This is a genomic window from Kitasatospora sp. NPDC101108, assembly GCF_055584725.1.
Genome location: NZ_JBVJLM010000018.1, coordinates 59,437 through 79,567 on the forward strand (window position 1 = coordinate 59,437; position 20,131 = coordinate 79,567).

The 20,131-nt window shown below is 71.6% G+C and carries 20 protein-coding genes; 15 read left to right on the top strand and 5 right to left on the bottom strand.

Annotated features, from left to right (window positions below):
• Positions 1-31: 31 nt before the first annotated feature.
• The 4 genes from ACZ6Z8_RS30135 (at position 32) to ACZ6Z8_RS30150 (ending at position 4,448) form a co-directional block, all read left to right on the top strand.
• Positions 32-1,384 (top strand): hypothetical protein, encoded by a 1,353-nt coding sequence (locus ACZ6Z8_RS30135; RefSeq protein WP_465613199.1) that lies wholly within the window; start codon positions 32-34, stop codon positions 1,382-1,384.
• Positions 1,385-1,504: 120 nt separating this feature from the next.
• Complete coding sequence (locus ACZ6Z8_RS30140) at positions 1,505-2,419, top strand: hypothetical protein (protein ID WP_465613200.1); 915 nt, start codon at positions 1,505-1,507, stop codon at positions 2,417-2,419.
• 41 nt (positions 2,420-2,460) lie between these two features.
• The gene (locus tag ACZ6Z8_RS30145) at positions 2,461-3,903 is read left to right on the top strand and encodes a collagen-like triple helix repeat-containing protein (protein WP_465613201.1); all 1,443 of its coding nucleotides are present in this window, start codon (positions 2,461-2,463) and stop codon (positions 3,901-3,903) included.
• Positions 3,900-4,448, top strand: a complete 549-nt coding sequence (locus ACZ6Z8_RS30150) for a hypothetical protein (protein ID WP_465613202.1) — start codon at positions 3,900-3,902, stop codon at positions 4,446-4,448. Before ACZ6Z8_RS30145 ends, ACZ6Z8_RS30150 begins: the two co-directional genes overlap by 4 nt.
• On the opposite strand, the gene ACZ6Z8_RS30155 is transcribed toward ACZ6Z8_RS30150, so the two are convergent.
• Complete coding sequence (locus tag ACZ6Z8_RS30155; RefSeq protein ID WP_465613203.1) at positions 4,427-4,732, bottom strand: hypothetical protein; 306 nt, start codon at positions 4,730-4,732, stop codon at positions 4,427-4,429. The two genes, ACZ6Z8_RS30150 and ACZ6Z8_RS30155, sit on opposite strands and share 22 nt — an antisense overlap.
• 199 nt (positions 4,733-4,931) lie before the next feature.
• On the opposite strand from ACZ6Z8_RS30155, the gene ACZ6Z8_RS30160 reads away from it, so the two are divergent.
• From ACZ6Z8_RS30160 to ACZ6Z8_RS30180, 5 genes are all read left to right on the top strand, one after another.
• Positions 4,932-5,663 carry a PP2C family protein-serine/threonine phosphatase gene (locus ACZ6Z8_RS30160; protein WP_465613204.1) on the top strand — a complete coding sequence of 244 codons (732 nt, stop codon included), beginning with the start codon at positions 4,932-4,934 and terminating at the stop codon, positions 5,661-5,663.
• A 599-nt stretch (positions 5,664-6,262) separates the two neighbouring features.
• Entirely contained in the window at positions 6,263-7,636 is a 1,374-nt protein-coding gene (locus tag ACZ6Z8_RS30165) for a helix-turn-helix domain-containing protein (protein ID WP_465613205.1), read from the top strand.
• A 179-nt stretch (positions 7,637-7,815) separates the two neighbouring features.
• On the top strand, positions 7,816-8,223 hold the full coding sequence (locus tag ACZ6Z8_RS30170) for a hypothetical protein (protein WP_465613206.1): 408 nt from the start codon (positions 7,816-7,818) through the stop codon (positions 8,221-8,223).
• Positions 8,220-8,678 carry a hypothetical protein gene (locus tag ACZ6Z8_RS30175; protein ID WP_465613207.1) on the top strand — a complete coding sequence of 153 codons (459 nt, stop codon included), beginning with the start codon at positions 8,220-8,222 and terminating at the stop codon, positions 8,676-8,678. Before ACZ6Z8_RS30170 ends, ACZ6Z8_RS30175 begins: the two co-directional genes overlap by 4 nt.
• A gap of 584 nt (positions 8,679-9,262) precedes the next feature.
• Complete coding sequence (locus ACZ6Z8_RS30180) at positions 9,263-9,544, top strand: hypothetical protein (protein WP_465613208.1); 282 nt, start codon at positions 9,263-9,265, stop codon at positions 9,542-9,544.
• Here the strand turns inward: ACZ6Z8_RS30180 and ACZ6Z8_RS30185 are convergent.
• Positions 9,541-9,954, bottom strand: coding sequence for a hypothetical protein (locus ACZ6Z8_RS30185; RefSeq protein ID WP_465613209.1), 414 nt, complete (start codon positions 9,952-9,954; stop codon positions 9,541-9,543). The two genes, ACZ6Z8_RS30180 and ACZ6Z8_RS30185, sit on opposite strands and share 4 nt — an antisense overlap.
• Positions 9,955-10,306: 352 nt before the next feature.
• Between ACZ6Z8_RS30185 and ACZ6Z8_RS30190 the strand changes: the two genes are divergently transcribed.
• Both ACZ6Z8_RS30190 and ACZ6Z8_RS30195 read left to right on the top strand, forming a co-directional pair.
• Positions 10,307-10,771, top strand: coding sequence for an HK97 gp10 family phage protein (locus ACZ6Z8_RS30190; RefSeq protein WP_465613210.1), 465 nt, complete (start codon positions 10,307-10,309; stop codon positions 10,769-10,771).
• A gap of 63 nt (positions 10,772-10,834) precedes the next feature.
• A complete protein-coding gene (locus ACZ6Z8_RS30195; RefSeq protein WP_465613211.1) occupies positions 10,835-11,107 on the top strand; it encodes a DUF2829 domain-containing protein in 273 nt (90 codons plus the stop codon).
• 77 nt (positions 11,108-11,184) lie between these two features.
• Here ACZ6Z8_RS30195 and ACZ6Z8_RS30200 read toward each other — a convergent pair whose 3' ends face one another.
• The 3 genes from ACZ6Z8_RS30200 to ACZ6Z8_RS30210 all read right to left on the bottom strand — a co-directional run bounded on the left by ACZ6Z8_RS30200 (position 11,185) and on the right by ACZ6Z8_RS30210 (position 12,579).
• Positions 11,185-11,424 carry a hypothetical protein gene (locus ACZ6Z8_RS30200; RefSeq protein ID WP_465613212.1) on the bottom strand — a complete coding sequence of 80 codons (240 nt, stop codon included), beginning with the start codon at positions 11,422-11,424 and terminating at the stop codon, positions 11,185-11,187.
• Positions 11,425-11,677: 253 nt separating this feature from the next.
• Positions 11,678-12,208: a hypothetical protein gene (locus ACZ6Z8_RS30205; RefSeq protein ID WP_465613213.1), complete on the bottom strand. Its 531-nt coding sequence runs from the start codon at positions 12,206-12,208 to the stop codon at positions 11,678-11,680.
• Between the two features lie 71 nt (positions 12,209-12,279).
• Positions 12,280-12,579 carry a hypothetical protein gene (locus tag ACZ6Z8_RS30210; protein ID WP_465613214.1) on the bottom strand — a complete coding sequence of 100 codons (300 nt, stop codon included), beginning with the start codon at positions 12,577-12,579 and terminating at the stop codon, positions 12,280-12,282.
• 233 nt (positions 12,580-12,812) lie between these two features.
• Between ACZ6Z8_RS30210 and ACZ6Z8_RS30215 the strand changes: the two genes are divergently transcribed.
• The 4 genes from ACZ6Z8_RS30215 to ACZ6Z8_RS30230 all read left to right on the top strand — a co-directional run bounded on the left by ACZ6Z8_RS30215 (position 12,813) and on the right by ACZ6Z8_RS30230 (position 20,123).
• On the top strand, positions 12,813-13,277 hold the full coding sequence (locus tag ACZ6Z8_RS30215) for a hypothetical protein (RefSeq protein ID WP_465613215.1): 465 nt from the start codon (positions 12,813-12,815) through the stop codon (positions 13,275-13,277).
• On the top strand, positions 13,274-13,846 hold the full coding sequence (locus ACZ6Z8_RS30220) for a hypothetical protein (RefSeq protein WP_465613216.1): 573 nt from the start codon (positions 13,274-13,276) through the stop codon (positions 13,844-13,846). The genes ACZ6Z8_RS30215 and ACZ6Z8_RS30220 overlap by 4 nt, the downstream gene beginning before the upstream one ends.
• A 76-nt stretch (positions 13,847-13,922) precedes the next feature.
• Complete coding sequence (locus ACZ6Z8_RS30225; protein WP_465613217.1) at positions 13,923-18,935, top strand: hypothetical protein; 5,013 nt, start codon at positions 13,923-13,925, stop codon at positions 18,933-18,935.
• Positions 18,936-18,947: 12 nt separating this feature from the next.
• Complete coding sequence (locus ACZ6Z8_RS30230; protein WP_465613218.1) at positions 18,948-20,123, top strand: hypothetical protein; 1,176 nt, start codon at positions 18,948-18,950, stop codon at positions 20,121-20,123.
• Positions 20,124-20,131: the final 8 nt, after the last annotated feature.

A 20,131-nucleotide genomic window follows, 5' to 3' on the forward strand; every position in this document is an offset into this window, starting at 1 on the left:
TGAGCGAGTTCGGTACGTCCAGGAGGTCACGATGACCAGCATTGCAGCCAGCTACTACCAGGGCCAGGTGGCCCGCTTCACACGGCTGGACGCCTGCGGGCGTCCGGTCTACGGCCCCAACAACGTCGTCGTCACGGACGGATTCATCTCCGTGAAGATCGCTCCGAACGTCGACAACGGGTCGGCGATCACGGCGACGAAGGCGAACGGCTCGTCGTGCGTGAACGTCGCGGCGAAGCAGAAGATCCAGTACTACGACGTCGAACTCCAGCTCTGCGAGGTCGACCCGTCGTTGGTCGGCATCCTGAACCCCACGTGGGAGCCCTACTGTGACCGCGCGGGCAACATCGTCGGCTTCGACGCGTCCGGCGACCTCGACACCACGACCGGGTACGCGATGGAGCTGTGGATGGGCGTCGCCTCCGACGTCGACACCTGCTCCGGCGAAGGTGCGCAAGGGTCCTACGGATACCTCCTACTGCCCCGCCTAGTCGGCGGGGCGGTGGGGGACATCACCGTCGCGGGTGAGGCCGTGACGTTCACCTTCAACGGCCAGTCGAAGCGGCAGTCCGGTTGGGGGCGCGGCCCGTACCGCGTCGAACTCGCGGACGGTGTCCCGTCCCGCCTGGGCAAGCCCATCGGCCGGCGCACCGACTTCCGCCAGTTCGTCACCTCGATGGCGCCTCCGCAGCCGATGGCCGGCGCGCAGCAGCTCGACAAGCTGCCGGCCGACCCGGCCGAGATCCGGGTGACGCGGGTCGACGACACCACCGTCCGGGTCTTCGTCAACAACCACGGCTCCGGGTCGGTTGACGTCGACTGGGGCGACACCCCGGCCGTGACGTCGGTGGTGAAGGACGGCGCGTCGGCCACCCACACCTACACGTCGGCGAGCGGAGCGAAGACGATCACGGTGAAGGACAAGACCTACCCGGTGACCGGGACCGTGTCCCGCCCGGTCACCCTGCCCCTGGCCACCCCGCCCGGGGACGTCCCCGTCGTGACGTTCGCGCACGCCGTGAACCCCGACGACCCGGGCGACCAGAACTTCGTCACCGCGACGGTGAAGGTGGGGAAGTGGGGGGTGCGTACCGACGCGGAGGCGACGTCGGTCGACTCCTGCATCGGCGGTGCCGGCGCCACCGTCGCCCGCCCCGACGTCTGGATCGACTTCGGCGACGGGTCGAAGCGGATGGGCGTCCGGCTCGACCCGGCCACCGGCACGGGCACCGTGGCCCACGGCTTCCCGCGCCTGGGCTACTACACCGTCGTCGCGACCCGCGACGACAACTCGCAGGTCCGGGGGACGACGCAGGTCGCGATCCCCGTTGCCGGCGGCTCCGGGTTCGCCCCCGAGGTCGCGAAGGCCGGCGCGAAGGCGTAGCGGCACCGCGCGGGCCCGCACAGACCTCGCCGTTCTGTGCGGGCCCGCATCACGTAGCAGGCGAGCGGCAAGGGAGGCAGGGACGTGGAAGGCACAGCCGCGGACGGCACGGGGCCGGGTATGACGGTCCCCCCGCCGCCCCCACCGCCGGTGGCGCCGATGCAGCGGGGGCCGGCCACCCGCACCTGCGGCATCTGGCCCGTCGATCCGGCCTGCACCCCGTGCAACTGGCCCACCGGCCCCATCGCCACCTGGTCGGCCGCGCACGTCGCGGCCGCCGAGTGGGCGACGGAGATCCTGCGCGGCCTGACCGGCGGGCAGTTCGGGGTGTGCCACACCCTCGTCCGGCCGTGCCGGCGGCCGCCGGCGTACCAGCCGGACTTCCGCGACCCGTACCCATACGCCGGCGGGTCCGGCCTCGGGTGGGTACGGCCCGTCAACCTCGGCGGCGGCGGGTGGATCGACATGGTCTGCGGTGCCGGGTGCGCCGGCGACTGCAGCTGCGCCCCGTTGAGCCAGCTGGACCTTCCCGGGCCGGTGGCCGAGGTGCTGGAGGTGCGGCAGGACGGGGTGGTGGTGCCGGGGTCCGCGTGGCGGGTCGACGACAACCGGTTCCTCGTCCGTACGGACGGCGGCACCTGGCCCTGGTGCCAGGACATGAGCAAGCCGGACACCGAGCCGAACACCCTCTCCGTGCGGTACCTCATCGGTCGGGACGTCCCGCCGGCCGGGGTACGCGCCCACACCACCCTGGCGATGGAGCTGTACCGGCAGTGCACGGGCGACCCGGCGTGCCGGTTGCCGGAACGGGTGACGCAGGTGACCCGCGAGGGCGTGACGTACTCCATGGTCGACCCGCAGGAGTGGTTGCAGCAGGGCCTCACCGGCCTTGCCGCCGTCGACACCTGGCTCCGGCTCGTCAACCCGAACGCGATCCGGACGCCGCCGACCGTCCTGTCCCCCGACTTCCGCCCCGCCCGGCGCCGGAACCTGCCGTGGCCCGGCGCCACCCCGACGAACGGACTGCCATGGTGACCACCCCGCCGACGCCCCCGTCCTGCGTGTTCCCGCCGACCGTGCCCACGCGGGAAGTCGAGGGCTCGTACTTCGACTCCCAGGGCTGTCCGCTGCGCGGGCGGGTGGAGTTCGAGGGCCCGCCGGTCGTCACGCTCTCCAACCCGCCCATGTTCGTCTCCGCGCGCACCATCGTGCCCCTCAACGCCGGCCGCTTCTCGGTGCGGCTGCTCACCAACGACGGCCCGGGCATGAACCCGACCGGCTGGACGTACCAGGTGACGGTGTTCCTCGAGGGCCGGCCGTGCGAGTCGTACGCGATCATGGTCCCGCCGGGAACCACCACCCTGCACCTCAAGGACCTCGCGCCGTCCGTGCCGAACCCCGGGGTGTACGTGCCGGTCCCCGGCCCGCCGGGGGAGGCGGGGCCGAAGGGCGACACCGGCGCGGCGGGGCCGAAGGGGGACACGGGCGGGCCCGGGCCGAAGGGTGTGCAGGGTGATCCGGGCCCGAGGGGGCCGGAAGGTCCGGCCGGTCCGGCGGGGCCCGCCGGCCGTGACCGGCCACGCCGCCTCACCATCTACTACGGCATCCCCAACGGCGTGAACCTGCGCTACTCCGACGACTACGCCGAGCAGGTCTTCGCCCGCTACGACTACACCGTCTTCGGCACCGGGCTGGAGGTGCCGGCGCACGCGTACTACGAGTCGACGAAGCGCATCATCGCGGGGATCAAGCGGCTCAACGACCGCGCCCGCGTCCTTGGCTACGTCGATATCGGGGTGAACGCGCCGCCGGACCCGGCGCCGACGATGACGGAGATCAAGACGGCGATCGACCAGTGGTCGACGATCGGCGCAACCGACGTGTTCCTCGACCGCGCCGGCTACGACTACGGGACGACGCGGGCGCGGCAGAACGAGGTGGTGGACTACGCCCACGCGGCGGGCCTCGGCGTGTGCATGAACGCGTGGGTGCCCGACGACGCGATGGGCCGCGTCGTCGGGCCGGCCAACCCGGACGGCACCCCGCCGCGCCTCGACCACCGGGACACCTACCTCCTGGAGAGCTGGGTGACCAACACCGACAGCTACGCCGCGACGGGCGGGTACGCGGGGATGTACGCGACGAAGACGAAGGCGGACCAGGCCCGCGCGTACCGTGGCCTGCTCGGCGTCAAACTGCTGGCCGTCAGCACGGTGGACTACTCCGCGCACACCGAGGCGGAGATCGTCCAGTACGAGCGGATGACCGAGTGCCTGGGCGTCGCCTTCGGCCTCGACGCCTACGGCACCACCGCGACCAACTACGCCGCCGACGCCCGCAACACCAACGTCCTCCGGCCCGCCCGGTACTCGCGCGACGTCCCCTCCACCATGGACCTGGCGGAGACGTACGTCATCGACTCCGCGTGGACGACGGTCGAGCGGGCGGATGTGCCGTGCCGGGTGCAGTACGACACCGCGACGTCCACCTACACCTACGCCCTGGGCTCCGCGTGGTGACCGCAGGCGACCCGGCTGGGTGGCCGAAGCTACCCGCGGCTCCGGACAAGGTGCTCGGCGTCGCGCACGGCCTCCTCGACTCGCTGTGCCAGGGTGCGGCGGCGGCCGGCCGGCCGCTGTGCCGCTGCTGCCTCCACCACGGGGAGCGGCCGCCGGCGTCGGACGGCTGCATGTGCGAGTGCACGCCGGTCGAGGGCGGGCAGGGCAAGGGTCAGGGGTGGGTGCGTGTCGTCCGCTCCGAACTCGTCGCCGGTGTGCAGTCGGCCGGCCGGGCGCACGTGCGGTGCCGGCCGCCGGGCCGGTGGCGGACGACGTACGAGGTGGGGGTGTTCCGCTGCATCGCCTCCGTGGGCGCGCAACCGGCGACGTGCGAGCAGCGGGAGAGGGACGCCCACCAGGGCGCGGCGGACCAGTGGCTGCTCCGGTGGATCGCCTCCTGCTCCCCGGCCCTCGACGGCGTCCCCCTCGTCGGCGCCACGGTCGTCCCCCTCGGGCCGCTCGGCGGCTGCGCCGGGTCTTCGATTCAGATCGTGGTGGACCTCTGAGCGCGCTGCCGGCGGAGTTCCTTGAGGTAGCCGCAGCCGTTCGGGCATCCGTCTGTCTCCAGCAGACGGGGTTCCACGTCGTAGAGGTGCCCGCACTCCCCGCACATGTCGACGTGCGCGTCCGGATCGCAGTCGGGGTGCTCGCAGTCGGGAGCGGGGCAGGTGCATTCGATCAGGCGGACGCGGTCGGGGTTGTCGACGGCCCAGGCGGCTTGACGGTAGGTCTCCCCGGTGGCCTTCATCCGGTCGCGGATGCTGGACTTGCGGCGACGGTCGCTCGGCATGGCGCTCTCCCTCGGGCACGGTGTGGTGTGCGCGGTGTGGAGCTACCTGGTCGGAGGCGTCGCCTCGTCAGGGCCGGCGCGACGGCCCGAAGCACGGGGAGGCTAGCAGCAGCCGGAGTTCGGCGGCCACCTGGCGGCCGGGGTGCCCAAGCCGCGTGATCCCGCCCGGCCGGCGTACGGGCCGCCCTAGAGTGCTGGCATGACAGTTGACAGCACGCGGGTCGTCGTGGGAACGGCGACCCGGCGAGGGACGGACGAACACAACGGCGACGCGGCGTACGCCTACACCACCGCCGACCTCACCACGGCGGTCGGGCTGATGGACGGCACCGGCCACTCGCCGAAGATCAGCCATGCCGCCGCGCTGCTCGCCGAGGTCGGCGCCCGCTTCGGTGCCCAGCTCGGCGGCATGGCCGCCCTCCTGAGCGCTGCCAAGCTGATCGCCGACCCGGGGGCGGAGGAGGAGATCGAGGCGGAGGCGGTCGGCATGGTCGCCGTCGCCACCATCGAGGGCCCCACCACCATCCACTGGGTCGGCGACATCCGCGCGTACGGCTGGGACGGCGGGCGCGAGGTTGATCACCGGCTGCGCCACTACACCACCGACCACACCGTGGCCGAGTTCCTCCGGGTCGGCGGAGGGGTGGTGCCGGAGATCGCCGACACCCACTCGCACTGGGTCCGCACCAGCATGTCCAGGGCGTGCGTCGCGACGGTCGGCGAGGTCGAGATCGACGACCGGACGGTGGTCCTGACGACGGACGGCGTGCACGACGTCCTGACGCTGGAGCAGATGGCGGAGGTGCTGGCGGAGCACGGCAAGGACCCGGCGGCCGCCGCGAAGGCGCTCGTCGACCGCGCGGTCCAGGTGGCCGGCGACGAGAACCGCGACGACGCGAGCGCGGTCGTCCTGCTGCGCCCGGCTGCCTGACGCTCAACCTGCCGGACGGCCCGTCACCCTAGGTTGATCTTGATCCCCGCTGATCGGCTGTGACCGTTCCCCCGCCGATCGGCGGTCTGCTTTGCCCAACCCGCGACAGGACTTTGCCCGGCGTTGGTCGGCCACGAAGCAGCAGCGTGGAGCGGCTTGCTGACGAACCACCAGGTCACAGCGTTGCTGGTCACCGTAGTGCCGTAGATCCGCACCTACGGGTGTACGGGGCGACGGCTCTACGGTTTGATCAAGTTTATTCATCAACAGGGGTGACGTTGTCACACTGTGTGTGGTTTGATCACGTTGGGATCGCACGAGTGCCCGCCAATCCAGGCGGGCCGGCGGCGCCCGCGTGACCGTCCCCCGGGGTTGTGACCGGCCGGGGAACCAGACGGAGCAGGGCCCGGAAACACGAAAGCCCCCGCAGGAGGCGGGGGCTTCGGGTGGCCCGAGGGAGGGTGGAACTTCCCTAGGCCGTCCGCTCCACCGTGCAGAGGAGGAGCGTTGCGTCTCGTCATGAGCGTACGTGCATCTTTGATCATTCACCAGCCCACTACGTCGGGCGTGATCCGCGTCACTCTCGCGGGGGTGAATCCGTGAGTTCCCCGGACACCTTCGCTCTCGACCGGTACGACGACGAGGACGAGACCGGAAGCGTCGGATTTCGACCCGGACGCAGCTCCCGATTCGGGGACGCGGACGAGAGCGACGAAGCCCCCTACGGGATGCGGCCCGGACGCCGCTCGCGCTTCCGCCACGCCCAGACCCCGCAGTGGGCCCTCCTCATGACCGCGCTGTCCGACCAGGCGTACCGCGTCTACTCGCTCATGTGCGCGCACCTCAACTTCGACGCGGACGACGGCGTCGCCTACCCCTCGCAGGGGCTCATGGCGGAGGCCCTGGGCAAGTCGGAGGGGACCATCTCCCGGATCGTCACCAAGGAGCTCACGGTCCTCGGCCTGGTCGACGTCGAGACCGAGCGGTACGGGACCAACCGCAGCCGCCGGCGGAACATCTACATCGTCCACGAGGAGCCGCCGCCGGGGTGGCAGGGCCACGCGTCCATCGCCGAACTCCACCGCCTGCGGAAGGCGCGCAAGAAGGCGGAGCGGGCCGCGAAGGAGGCCGCCGAAGCGCTTAACGCGGACGTTTCCGCAGGTCAGCCCGGACCCCGCAAATCTGAGGGGTCCGGGGCCACCAAATTTGCGGGGTCCGGACGCCGCAAAAACGTGGTGGTAACTACACCAATGTCTAACTACACGAATGATCAAGCGGCCTCCGGCCGCGCAGCGGCCCCGACCGCCCGTAGGGCAGGTACAGGTAGTAGCGCGCGCGCGACGCGAAGCGCCTCCGGCGCGGCCGGCAAGACGACGTCGACGGGGAGGATGAGCAGGAAGCAGGCGACCGCCTACCGGGAGGTCATCGCGGCTCTGCCCGACCTGCTCCGCACCGCCGGCCCGAAGCCCCTGCCGAAGACCATCCCCCCGAACCCGCTCGGCTCGCTCATCCGCGAGCAGCTCGAGCACCGAAGCGTGCAGCAGCTGGTGGCCCGGATCAACCGCCGCTGGACCACCGGCGGCTGGGAGGCCAAGCTCTCCGGCCGGGAAGCGGCCGAGGAGCTGATGAGCGGCATCGGCCTGGCCGTCGCCCTGCTCCGCCCCAGCCGGTGTTCCGACGACCGGTGCGAGGACGGTGTCCTCCTCGACGCCGACAACACCGACCGTCCGTGCGCGGCGTGCGAGGAGTGGGCCAGGAACCGCCGTGAACGCCCTGGTAGCGACCGGCCGACCGTCCCGTCCCCCCGTCGCGGCGACGGCCCGCCAAGCGCCCAGGAGCGGCCGCGCTGCTGCGACTGCGGCGAGACCTTCCCCGCCACCGTGCCCGTGCCCCCTGACGGCGTGTGCGGCCCCTGCCACCGCGAGGCGGCCGACGCGTTCGCCGCACGCGGCTTCGACGTCGGCGGCCGTTGACCGGCCCCGGCGGTACTGTGCCGGCCGGCGCGCCGCCGGACCGCCGGCCGCTGCCCCAGGGCGCGCCGGACGGGGCCACCCCGGCTGGTGCTGGGAACGGGCTCGCCCGAACCTCCTCAAGTCGATAGATTTAGGTCATCGTTAGGGCGTTGGCCCAACGGAACCGAAGGGACACCCCCGTGACCACCGACCAGATCATCGCCGCGCTGCGCGCCGGTACCCAGCGCAGCACCAACTACCGCGACAGCGTCGCCCTGGAGCTCCTCGCCGACCACCGCCGCTGGATCGACCGGCCCGCCTTCCTCGACTGCTGCGCCTTCACCGATGCGGTCGACGGCGTCCCGCAGTCCGGCATCATCCTGTGGGACAAGGTGGCCGACCTGCTCGCCACCAAGGCGGCCGACCGTGACGCCATCGGCTCCCCGACCTCCTGGGTCATCCTCGCCACCGCCCACCTCGTCGCCGCCGACACCCTCGGCCTCGCCCGACTGGACGAGACCAACTCCCGGCTGGCCGCCGTCGCCCTCGTCAGCGCGACCTACGGCCCGCACCCCGTGGTCGAGGACGCCGAGATGAGCCGCGGGTGAGCGCGACGACCGTCTACCAGAGCGAGGGCATCCCGGACTGCAACGCCGTCCTGACCGCCGTGCAGATCCAGGAGGGCGGCTTGCAGCGGTACCACCCCTTGATCGCACTCGCGATGTGGCCGAGCGTGCCCCGGGCGGAGGTCGAGGCGTTCGTGGACCGCCACCACTTCGTCCCGGCGGAGGAGACGGCCAGGGCCACCGTGTCACAGGCCCGTTGGACGCTGGAGAGGGACGGGCGGCTGACGGTCTCCCTCCTGGCGGAGGACGGCCCGGCCCGGTTCGTCCTGCCGGGCAGCGTCAACCACACGCAGTGGGCGGCGCTGGCCATGCAGGGCGGCGGTTCGGCCTCCCTGATGGTCATGACCGGCCTTCCGTCGTGCGACCTCAGCGGCGTCGTCCGCGCCCTCACGGACAGCACCTACTGGCACCTCAGCATGGGCGAGATACGACTCTGACGCCCGCTGGCACCTGGCCCCGGCCCGCAAGACCTGTGACGGTCTTGCGGGCCTCGCTGCTTTCCGGGCCACGGGATTTATAAGGTCGCGTACATGGCAATTGTTGGCGTTGCGTCAAAGAGGGGGGATATGAAACCGATTTGGATAAACCTCTGGTCAACTCCGATCATCGCGTTACCCTGGTCAGATGAGCGACCCGCTCCCGAGACCGCAGGTCTGGGGGTTGAATCACGGGGGTGTGTGTGAGTTCCGGGAATGTCCTCGCGGTCTCGGCGTCTGTGCCCGATCCGTCAGGAGAAGCCGAGAAAAGGTTGTGCGCGCGATACCACGAATTCGCGGATGAGATTGAGCGGTCGTGTCCCCGGAGCGAAGCCACCGTAGGGGCCCTCGATTTGCTTCATGACGCACTGCTCGCCTCGATCGGCTCTCTCGCGCCCGCGCGCCCGGGCCGCCGGCGTCAGCCGATTCTCCGCTGACCCCTGGACCCGAATGTCCACATTCGCATTGTTTGGCCAGTTCGAGACTTAACGCCAGCAATGGTCAATATCGTTGCGTTTGACCTGATCGTCAATCATCGTTGACCCATGCATGAGCCGATGAAAGGTCGTCGCCCTCTTCGCAGTACGGCCCGCGTCCCCGGGTGGTGCGGCCCCTGCCACGTCCGCGCCATCATCGCCTCCGAGGCGGGCACCTGCCGGATCTGGAGCTGCCCGTCCTGCGAGGAGCGGTGGGTTCAGGCGGTGGACCGCCAGCCGGTGCACCCCACCCTCGACTTCGGCGGCCGCGAGGTCGCCATAGCCACGGCCCGGGCGGCCATAGCCGCCGCCCGGGCCGCGAACGCGCTGTCCCGCCCCCCGAAGACCTAAGCCCCGGCCCGCTCCTCCTCGGCCGCCGGCGGCTCGTCCGCCTCCACCGTCCCCTGAATCAGCCTGCCGCTCTCCACCATGAGGTCGCCCAGCGCATCCGCCGGACTTCCCCCCGCCAACCGAGAGTTGAAGAACACCGGGGACAGGTAGAACGGGAGGTACTGGTCCGCTTCCTCGAAGTGCTTCTGACGCTCCTCCCACGTCTCCCACGACTCCCGGCCGGGGCACACACACCCGGTGCTCTCCGCATGAACGTGACCGGCCTCCCACCCCCGCAGCGCGGCGGCCAGGATGACGGTGTGGAGGTCGTCCCCCCGCGCCAGCATCTGGTACGACGCCGCCATGATCATTGCCAGCTCCGGGGAGTCCTTCGGCGGGTGAGGCCCCGCGCTCTCAGCGCTCTGCGTCATACCCGGACGCTACCCGCCGCGCCCCCGCGCTTCCGTCCGCTGGCCGGAATCCGCAGCCCCCAGGACGTCCGCCGGCCGCGAGCCGCTACGATCATGCCCGCGCGGTGCACGGCCGGCGGACTGGCGTCCACCTCCGGTGTCCTGGGGCCCGCGTCCCCTCGGCCGCCCGGCACATCGCTGCCGGGCGGCCGAGTAGCATGATGAAGCCGCCCGGCACCTCGCACAGGATGCAACCGGGCGGCCGTGCACCGCGCGATGGATCACCTGTGCGGCCCGGGTAGCCCCCCGGGCCGCACAACCGCGTTCAGGGCCAGCGCAAGACGTCCGACGTCGACGGATGCACCATGGACCCATGCCGAGCCACTTCCGTCTCCGCCTCGACCAGACCGCCATCGACAACCTCCTGACCGGCCCCGGCGGCGCCGTCGACCAGTACATGGAGAGCGCCGCCGACGAAGTGCTCGCCGCCCTCATCCGGGAGGCCCCGCACCGCACCGGCACCCTCGCCGCGTCCATCACGAAGGAGCGCGAGGAGCTGCGCGGGCACAGCCTCCGCTACCGGATCGGCTCGCCCCTCTGGCGCGCCGTCCTCACCAGCCAGGGAACCGGCATCTACGGGCCCCGCCACGCCCCCATCGTCCCCACCCGGGCGAAGGTGCTCCGGTGGCAGGGACCAGGCGGGACGATGTTCGCCCCCTCCGTCAAGGGCCAGCGCCCGAACGACTGGCTGTGGCGCGGCCTCCAGGTGCTGACCGGCCGCTTCGCTCTGCGCCGCAACGTGCACGTCGACGGCAACCGCAACGGCGCCGAGGCGTAGACCCACCACGCCCGTAGCGCCGTACCACCGCCGATGCGGTGCTACGGCGCTACGGTGCCCCCCATGAACTTCGAACGCGCCCTCGGCGACATCAAGACCGGCCGGCGGATGACCCGCCAGGCGTGGGACGGCACCGGCGCCTGGGTCACCTTCCAGGCCGGCTACCCGGACGGCATCGCCATCAACTCCAACACCTCCACCGCGATCGGCGAGCCGGAAGGCACCGTCGCCGTCTTCCCGCCCTACCTCCTCGCCCGGACCGCGAAGGGCGAGTACGTCCCGTGGGCCCCCAACCAGGAGGACATCCTCGCCGACGACTGGCACCCCGCCGGCTAGCCCCCACCGTGCGACGCAAGGACGCCCCTGTCAGCCACAATCCGACAGGGGCGTCCAGTGCCGTGTCACGGTGGGGCCTACCGGCCCGTCAGGCGCCGCCACATCATCGACGCGTCGCTCTTGACGATCTCCACGAACCTCGGCCTGATCTTCGAGTGGAAGAACACCGGCCACATCAGGGCCACCGCAACGAGAGCGGCACCGAAGGTGAGGTGTGTTACCGCGTCGATGTCGAAGCCCTTCTCCCGATCCTTCTTCGTGAAGACCGTCGCAAGGTATCCGGCCAGTGCCAGGCCGACGCCGAGGTAGAACAGCACTGCGGCACCCCAACTCATGGGGCTCCCTTCCACGGTGGCGCGGCCGTCCGTGCCGGCCGCGATCCCGGGCCACGCTAGAGGGCGCCTGGAACAACGGCCAAACCCGCCCCCGCTAGGGCCGTCACGTCACCGTCACACCGGCCGGGGCCATGAGCAGACGCAGAACGCCCCCGACCGGGCCGCGACCGGCGGGGGCGTCCGCATCTCTCCACCGCCCAGGACCCCACGTGCCGGGCGCCAGAGAGAGCCTTGGTTACCCGGGCGCGGCCGCGCCCGGGCAGTCGTACAGGTAGTGGTCGAGGGCGGCCGCCGTGAGCTCGGCCAGCGACAGCACCTCGTCCGACCACCGGCCGACCACCGCGCGCCCGTCCGGGCACCGCCCGCACCGCAAGGCGTAGGCGGTCGTCCACTGCAAGGAGTCGTGGTCGACCGACGCGGTGAACGTGGCGGCGTCGAAGCCAGCCGCGGGCCCGGCCCCTTGCGCCAGGTGCTCGCGCAGCGCCTCGTCCACCTCGGCGACCGATCCCACGCCGGCGTCGAGACAGGCCATGGCCCGCCACACAGCAGTGAGCTTCCGCGCGTACGCGGCCGCGAGGCTGAGGTAGGCGAGGACGGCCCGGCTGTCGGCGGCCGCACCGTGCGCACTGACCACCGGCATCCGGCCCTCCGCGACCTCCTGCAACCGGGCGGCCATCCGCCGCACCGCCGCCGGGTCGACCGCCGCACCCACCGCCTCGGGCCCCCGGAACAGGCCGTCGTACGCCGTGCCCTGGTCACCAGCCACCGTCAGCACCTTCCTCCCAGCGGGCCCCGGGGCCGGCGGGTGGGCCGGCCCCGGGGGACGTCGAACACCTGCTACTGCGCCACCTCATGGGACGTCGCCCGCTCGACCGCCGGCGCGACACCGAGCGGCTTGAAGATGGTCTTGTACGAGGTGGTCGACACGACGACGGCGAGCAGCACGGTGGACAGCACGGTGCGGCCGGTGAACTCGCCGGCGAAGAACGCGGTGCCGATGCCGGCTACCGCGCTCACCACGAGGGCGACCAGCGTCCGCAGCGGCTTCGACCACTCCGGTTGCTGGACGACGGCGACCACGATGGGGGTGAAGAACGACACGATCAGTGCCCAGAGCTGAGCGTCGGTCAGGTTCACAGGAGGACTCCTCGGGACGAAGGGGGTCGTGCGGGCCGCCCGTGGCGCCGCTGCGCCGTCCGGGGGACAAATCGGACGGTACATCTACGGCGTGCCGTATCGACGGATCTACGGCCATACGGGGGAACGCGCTGACGGAGATCCGTGCCCCCGTCGATCGCCAGCCGTACGCTGGCCCTGCTGCTGGCTGGTGGGCCGGGCGCGACATCGACGTGCCCGAAAGGCCCCACACCATGGCAACCGACTTCGACATCCCCGAGATCGACGCCGACGCCGGCTACGTCCCCCCGGCGATCCCCGACGCCAACCTCACCCTCGGCGGCCGGCGCTACCACCTCTCCTCGCCCGAGCCGTCCATGTGGGACGCCATCGTCGGCCTGGACGAGCGCGGCGCGGACGAGGACACCGCCCTCGCCTTCCTCGCCGCGACGATGTCCGCCGAGGACTACGCCGAGGTGACCGAGCGGGCGAAGGACCCCGACGACGTCCTCGACGTCTTCCAGCTCATCTACGCGACCAACAAGGTCGGCGCCGTCTACGGCAAGATCATCGGCGAACACCTCGCCTCCCTCGACGCCGCACCCAACCGTGCGCAGCGCCGGGCCGCGCAGCGCGCCCAGGGCCGCCAGCTGCCGGCGGCCGAGCCGAAGACCGTGCCCGCGCGCAAGAGCCCGGCCCGCCGTACCGGCGGGCGGTGAGGCTCGGCCAGCCGCTCCCCGACGAGCACGGGCTCCCGTTCCGCGTGAACGGCGTCGACCTCCGGTTGGCGCCGTTCGGCGGTTGGGAGGCGATCGGGTGGGCGGCCGCCGGGGACTGGGCCGCGATCATCCCCCGACAGCTCGACCCGGACTCGCTCGACTACATCGGTGCCCGCCTCGACAACCCCGACGACGCGCTCGACCTCACCCGCTGCCACGGCATCGCCGTGGGCCTGGCGGAAGAGATCTACGGGGTTCCGTGGTGGGCGGCCATGCGCCTTGCCGCCGTCGCGTCGGACCGCTGGCAGGCGTACAGCATGTGGTGCAGCGGAACCGGCTTCGATCCGCACTGGGCCACCGCGCCGATGATCTGCGCCTCCGTCCTGTCCTGGATCGCCTCACACTGCGAGGACAACACCGAGTGGTCGCGGTACGAGGCGAAGATTTTCGCGCCGCCAGCCAGCGCCCGGCAGTCGGGACACGCCAGCGCCCAGATGACCTCGGTCGACGACTTCATCGCGCAGATGAAGTCGATGGGGAACGCGGGCGACGACGGCGACGACGACTGACCGACCACCCGTCTAACCTGGTCATGCCGCTGGCTGGTGGGCCGGGCGCGATTCACGCGCGCTCGGGAGGGGCCAGATGGGCGGCATTGGCGAGGGCTCCGTCGAGATCGTGGCGGACGCGTCGAGGTTCAACGACGGCCTCGACGCCAAGCTGACGGCGGCCGGCACGAAGGCAGCCCGCAGCTTCGACAGGGGCTTCCGGGCCGGCCTCAAGAACGCCGTCGTCGAAGTCGACGTACGGCCGCGCGCCGACCAGTTCCGGGAACGCCTCGCCCGCGACCTGCGGAACCTGCGCGCCGAGGTGACCCTGACGCCGGGCACCGCGAAGTTCCGGACGGACCTGCGCGCCGCCCTGGCCAAGCTCCCCGCCGTCGCGGTGCCCGTGACCCCGTCAGCGGCCCGGTTCCGGCAGGAGCTACGGACCGCCCTCACCAACCTCCCCGCCGTGCCCGTGAAGGTCACGGGGAACACCACCCGGTTCCACGCCGACCTCCGCGCCGCCCTGGAGAAGCTGCCAGCCGCGAAGATCAGCATGGCAGCCAACACCTCCAAGCTCCGCGCCGACCTGCGCGCCGCCCTGGAGAAGCTGCCCACGGCCCGGGTGCCGGCCGTCGCCAACACCGCGAAGCTGCGCGCCGATCTGCGCGAGGCCGTCGCGAAGCCGCCCACGGCCCGCGTGCCGGTCACGCCGGACATGTCGAAGTTCCGGGCGGACCTGCGCGCCGCCCTGGAGAAGCTCCCGGCTGGCCGCGTACCCGTCACCCCGGACACCTCCGGGTTCCGCGCCGCCCTGGTCGAGAAGCTCGCGAAGCTGCCGGCGGTCAAGGTGCCGGTGACCCCGGACACCTCCTCGTTCCGCGCCGACCTCGTCGCGAAGCTGGAGAAGCTGCCGGGCGTCAAGGTGCCGGTGGCGCCGGACGTGTCGAAGTTCCGGGCCGAGCTGCGCGCCGCCCTGGCCGACCTTCCGGCGGCCAAGGTACCGGTGGCCCCGGACGTGTCGAAGTTCCGGGCGGAACTGGGCGGGAAGCTCGCGAAGCTGCCGGCGTTCAAGGCCACCGTCTCCCCGGACACCTCAACGTTCCGGTCGGACCTCGGGGCGAAGCTCGCGAAGCTGCCGGCGTTCAAGGCCACCGTCTCCCCGGACACCTCCGCGTTCAAGGACGAGCTTCGAGGGAAGCTCGACAAGCTGCCGGCCTTCAAGGCGAGGGTGTCCCCGGACACCTCGGCGTTCAAGGAGGAGCTGAGCGCCAAGCTCGACAAGCTGCCGGCCGCGAAGGTCCGGGTCACCCCCGACATATCCGGGTTCCGCTCCGACCTCAACGCCAAGCTCGCCACGATGGCGCCGGCGAAGGTCCGGGTGGAAGCGAGCCTCACCGGGTTCCGCCGCAACCTTCAGGCCGCCCTCAAGGCCCTCCCGCCCGTCGAGGTACCCGTCCGGGCGGACGTCGACAAGCTGTGGCGGCAGATCCAGCGCGACATGCGCCGGGCCGAGAAGATCGAAGTCAAGGTCGTCCCGAACCTCACCGGGTTCCGCGAGCGGGTACGCACCGCCACCCGCAACCTCCGGGCGGAAGTTGAGATCCGGCCCCGGGTCGACCGCAACCCGATCGAGCAGGCCGGCCGTGGGGTCGGCGAGCGCTTCTCCGCCGGCCTGTCCGGAGCCCTCGGCGCGATCGGCTCCATCGGCCGGATCATGGCGCTCGGCACCGCCTTCCTCGTCGTCGGCGCCCAGGCGGCGGCCGCCGCCGGCAGCGTCGTCACCTTCGTAGCCACCCTGTCCCTCGGGCTCGGCGCGGTGGCCGGCATCCCCGCCGGGATCGCCCTGGCCGGCGCCGCCATCGCGACCCTCAAGGTCGCCACCTCCGGCCTGGGCGAGGCGTTCGGCACCGCCCTCACCGGCTCCAGCGCCGACTTCGCGAAGGCCCTGGAGGACATGTCGCCGGCCGTGGCGAAGGCGGCCCGCGAGGTCCGCACCCTCAAGCCCTCCCTGGACGAGCTCAAGTCGTCCGTCCAGGGCGCGTTCCTCGGTCAACTCACCGGCCAGTTCGCCGCGTTGAAGACCAACATCGGCCCGCTGCGCGAGGGCATGACGGCCGTCGCCACCGAGTTCGGCAAGGCGGCCTCAACCGCCCTGCAGTTCGCCGCGTCGGCACAGACCGGTACGGCCATCCGCACGATCTTCGACGAGCTGCGGATGTCGATCGCCAACGCCGCCTCCGGCCTCGGCCCGCTGCTCGACGGCTTCCGCGCCCTGGCCGTCGCCGTCGCCCCGGTGTTCACCGAGATGTCGGTCGGCCTCGGCGACAACATCCGCAAGTTCGGCGAGTTCATGAGCCGCGCCGCCGCGTCGGGCCAGGCGGTCGGGTGGGTGCAGGACGCCCGGGAGGTCTTCACCGTCCTCGCCGGAGTCATCGGCAACGTCGGGAAGATCTTCAACTCGGTGTTCTCCGCCGCCCGCGAACAGGGCGGCAACATCATCGCGGTCATCTTCCAGCTGACGAAGAACGTCTCGGACTTCCTCTCCTCCGCGCAGGGGATGTCGATCCTCAACAGCATCTTCGCCACCCTCCAGCAGCTCGGGGCGGCGGTCGGGCCGATCTTCCTCCAGCTGATCGGCATCGTCGGCGGCCTCGCCCCGACCCTCGCCGAAATCGTCAAGCTGCTGGGGCCGGCCGTGTCCGGCGTCGTCGGACAGCTCGGCCAAGCGGTCTCCGGCCTCGGCCCCACCCTCCTGACCCTCGGTCAGGCGGTGACGTCCACCATCACGGCGCTCGGTCCCGCCCTGGGCCCGCTGGCCCAGTCCATCGGGCTCATAGCCCAGGCCATCGCCCCCCTGCTGCCCGTCCTCGGACAGCTCGTCACCGTCGTCGTCCAGGGGCTTGGGGCCGCCATCGTGGCCGTCGCCCCCAGCATCATCCAGTTCTCCAGCGCACTGGCGGACGCCCTCGGACCGGTGCTCACCGCACTCGCCCCCGTCCTGGTCCAGGTCGGCCAGTTCATCGGCGTCCTCCTGGCCGGAGCGCTCCAGATCGTCACCCCGCTCCTCGCCCCGGTCGGGCAGCTCCTGACGATCGTCCTCAAGTCGCTGGAGCCACTGCTACCGGTCCTCACCCAGGTAGCGGCGCAGCTTGGCGGTGTCCTCGGCCAAGCCGCGGTTGCCCTGGCCGACGCGCTCGGCCAGGTCCTCAGCGCGATCGGCCCGTTGCTCCCGCAGCTCGTCTCCGGCCTCGCCCCGATCCTGCCGCTCCTCGGCGACGCCTTCGTGCAGGTCGTCCAGGCGCTCCTGCCGCTGCTGCCGGCCATCGCCCAACTCGCCGTCTCCCTGGTGCAGGTGGTCGTACCGCTCATCCCGCTCGCGACCCTCGTGGTGAAGTTCGGGGTCGCCATCGCCGGGTGGCTCGTCGCCAACGCGGTGATCCCCGTCCTCCAGCTGATCGTCAGCGCGCTGGCCGGGCTGGCGAACGTCCTGAGCTGGGTCATCGACAAGGCGATGGCCTTCCGGGACGCCGTCTTCCGCGTCCTGATCGAGTTCGGAAAGCGGCTGGTCACGGTCTTCTCCGAGGGCTGGGAGAAGGCGAAGGAGGCGGTGTCCAAGGGCATCGACGCCGTGGTGGGGTTCTTCACCTCGCTGCCCGGGCGGCTGTCCGCGATCTGGTCCAGCGTCACCAGCACGGTCTCCGCCGGGTTCGACAAGGTGGTGGCGTTCTTCACCTCGCTGCCGGGCAAGGCGAGCGCCGCCCTGTCCTCCCTCGGCTCGTCCATCTCCTCCGCCATGTCCGCCGGGTGGTCGGCCGCCTCCGACGCGGTCTCCGCCGGCATCGACGCCGTGGTGGGGTTCTTCACGGCCCTGCCGGGCCGGGCCGTCGCGGGCCTGTCCGCCCTCGGCGGCATGCTCGTCAACTTCTTCTCCAACGCCTTCGACGAGCTGCTGTTCGCCATCGGCGGCGCCATCGCGATCGTCGTCTTCACGTTCTTCCGCCTGCCCACCCTGATCGCCGACGCGATGGTGGACTTCGGCGCGAAGCTCGTCGACTGGTTCGTCTCCGCCTGGGACGCCCTGTCCTCCGCCGTCGTCTCCGGCTTCAACGCCACCGTCGCCTGGTTCACCGCCCTGCCCGGCAACCTGATGGCCGGCCTGTCCGCGCTCGGCTCGCTCCTGGTGGACTGGTGGAACAGCGCGTGGGACTCGACGACGAGCGCCATCTCCTCCGGCTTCGACGCCACGGTGGCGTTCTTCGCCGCCCTGCCCGACCAGATCATGGCCGCGTTGTCCGCGTTCGGGTCGCTGCTGGTCGGCTGGTGGAACAGCGCGTGGGACGCAACGACGAGCGCGATCTCTGCCGGGTTCAACGCCGCCGTCGCCTGGTTCGCCGCCCTGCCCGGCCAGATCATCGCGGCCGTCTCCGCGTTCGGCAGCATGCTCATGTCGTGGATGTCGAGCGCGTGGAACGCCGCGTACGGGCCCGCGCGCGCCGGCGTCGACGCCGTCGTCGGCTTCTTCTCCTCCCTCCCCGGCCGCGCTGGCAGCGCCCTGTCCTCCCTGGCCAGCACCGTAAGCAACGCCGTCTCCTCGGCGGTCGAGGGGGCGAAGGACCTCGCGTCGAAGGGCGTCGACGCGGTCGTCAACTTCTTCTCCGCTCTGCCCGGGCGCATCACCAACTTCACCAGCTCGATCGGCTCCAGCATCTGGGGCGGCCTCAAGTCCGCGATCAACACCGGCATCGGCTGGCTCAACAAGATCATCGACGGCTACAACTCCGTCGGCGGCAAACTCGGCCTCGGCTCGATCAGCCACATCGGCCAGCTCGCCAACGGCGACATCGTCATGTCCCCGCGCGTCGCCCTGATCGGCGAGGCGGGCCCCGAGGTCGTCATCCCCCTCAGCCGCCCCGACCGCGCGATGCAGCTCGCCCGCGACTCCGGCCTCCTCGACCTCATCGCCCGCCAGCAGGGCGAGCGCGGCACCAAGGACAGCGGGTCGGCCAAGCGCGAGCCGGTCAACGTGACCGTCGTCGTCCAGTCCAACGCCTCCGACGAACGGCTCCTGGCCCGCCGCGTCGTCGACGACCTCCTCGACGTCTTCGCCTAAGGAGCCCTGCCCGTGGTCGCCGCCATAGCCCCGACCTACCCGACCGGTCAGCCCCTCGGCTGCCCCTCGCGCTACTCCGCCGCGATCCACTGGCGCGGCGGCGGCCGCGTGTTCATCGGCGCCGCCGACCTCCAGGACGCGGTGAAGTCGGTGAAGTGGGACCGGCGGCTCAAGGAGACCAGCCGCGGACAGCTGGTCCTCTCGCGCGTGCGCACCAGCGACGAATGCTGCGCCGCGCTCGCCCAGGTCGAGCCAGCCGTCCACGAGCTGATCGTCTACCGGGACGACGAGCCGTTGTGGATGGGCCCGGTGTACGAGGTGACGCAGACCGACGAGGTGTTCACGATCGACGCCCGGGACGTCACCCAGTGGCTGGCGACGATCATCAACACGGAGAAGGTGGGGCGCACCGGGGCCACGGACATCGTCGACGTCGCGGCGTCCGTGATCACCGCGAACATGAACTCCCCGCTGTGCTGCCCCGCCGACTTCCCCAACATCCTCCCGTACCTGAAAACCTTCCCCGCCGGCGTCACCTGGTCCGCCGGCCCCCGCACCGGCTGGGCCAACCCTGTGCTCGACATCGTCGAGTACGCGTCCGCGCAGGGCTTCGAGTGGACCGTCAACCTCCGCTCGATCTGCCTGCGCCCCGGCGCCGGTGTCACCCCGGACCCGGCCCGGCCGTGGACGTGGCCCCAGGCCACCTTGCAGGCCGACGACTTCGGCGGCCAGGTCACGGTGACCCGGTCGTGGGCGGCTGGCGCCACCAGGGCGTTCGGGACGTCCCAGACGAACCAGTACGCCGGGCGGACCGTGTCCGTGGGCCTCGACTGCACCCCGTACGGCCGGATCGACACCATCGCCCGCGTCAACGGCCTCTCCGACCTCAATGCCGCCGCCGAGACGGCCGCCCTCCTCAACGCCGCCCGCGAACGCCTGCGCGGCCGCTACCCGATCCCCACCTCCCTCAAGGTGGCCGAGGACGCCCGGCTATCGCCGAACGCGCCGATCACCATCCCCCAGCTCGTCCCGGGCAACCGGGTCGACGTCGTCTTCGCCGACTACTGCCGGCCGGTGGTGCAGGGGATGCGGCTGGTCATGGTCACCGGCCACTGGGAGGCGTCGGGGGAGACGATCGGAGTGTCCCTCGCCCCGCTGCTCGCCGACCCCGTCGACGTCGCCCCGTAGCCCACCGA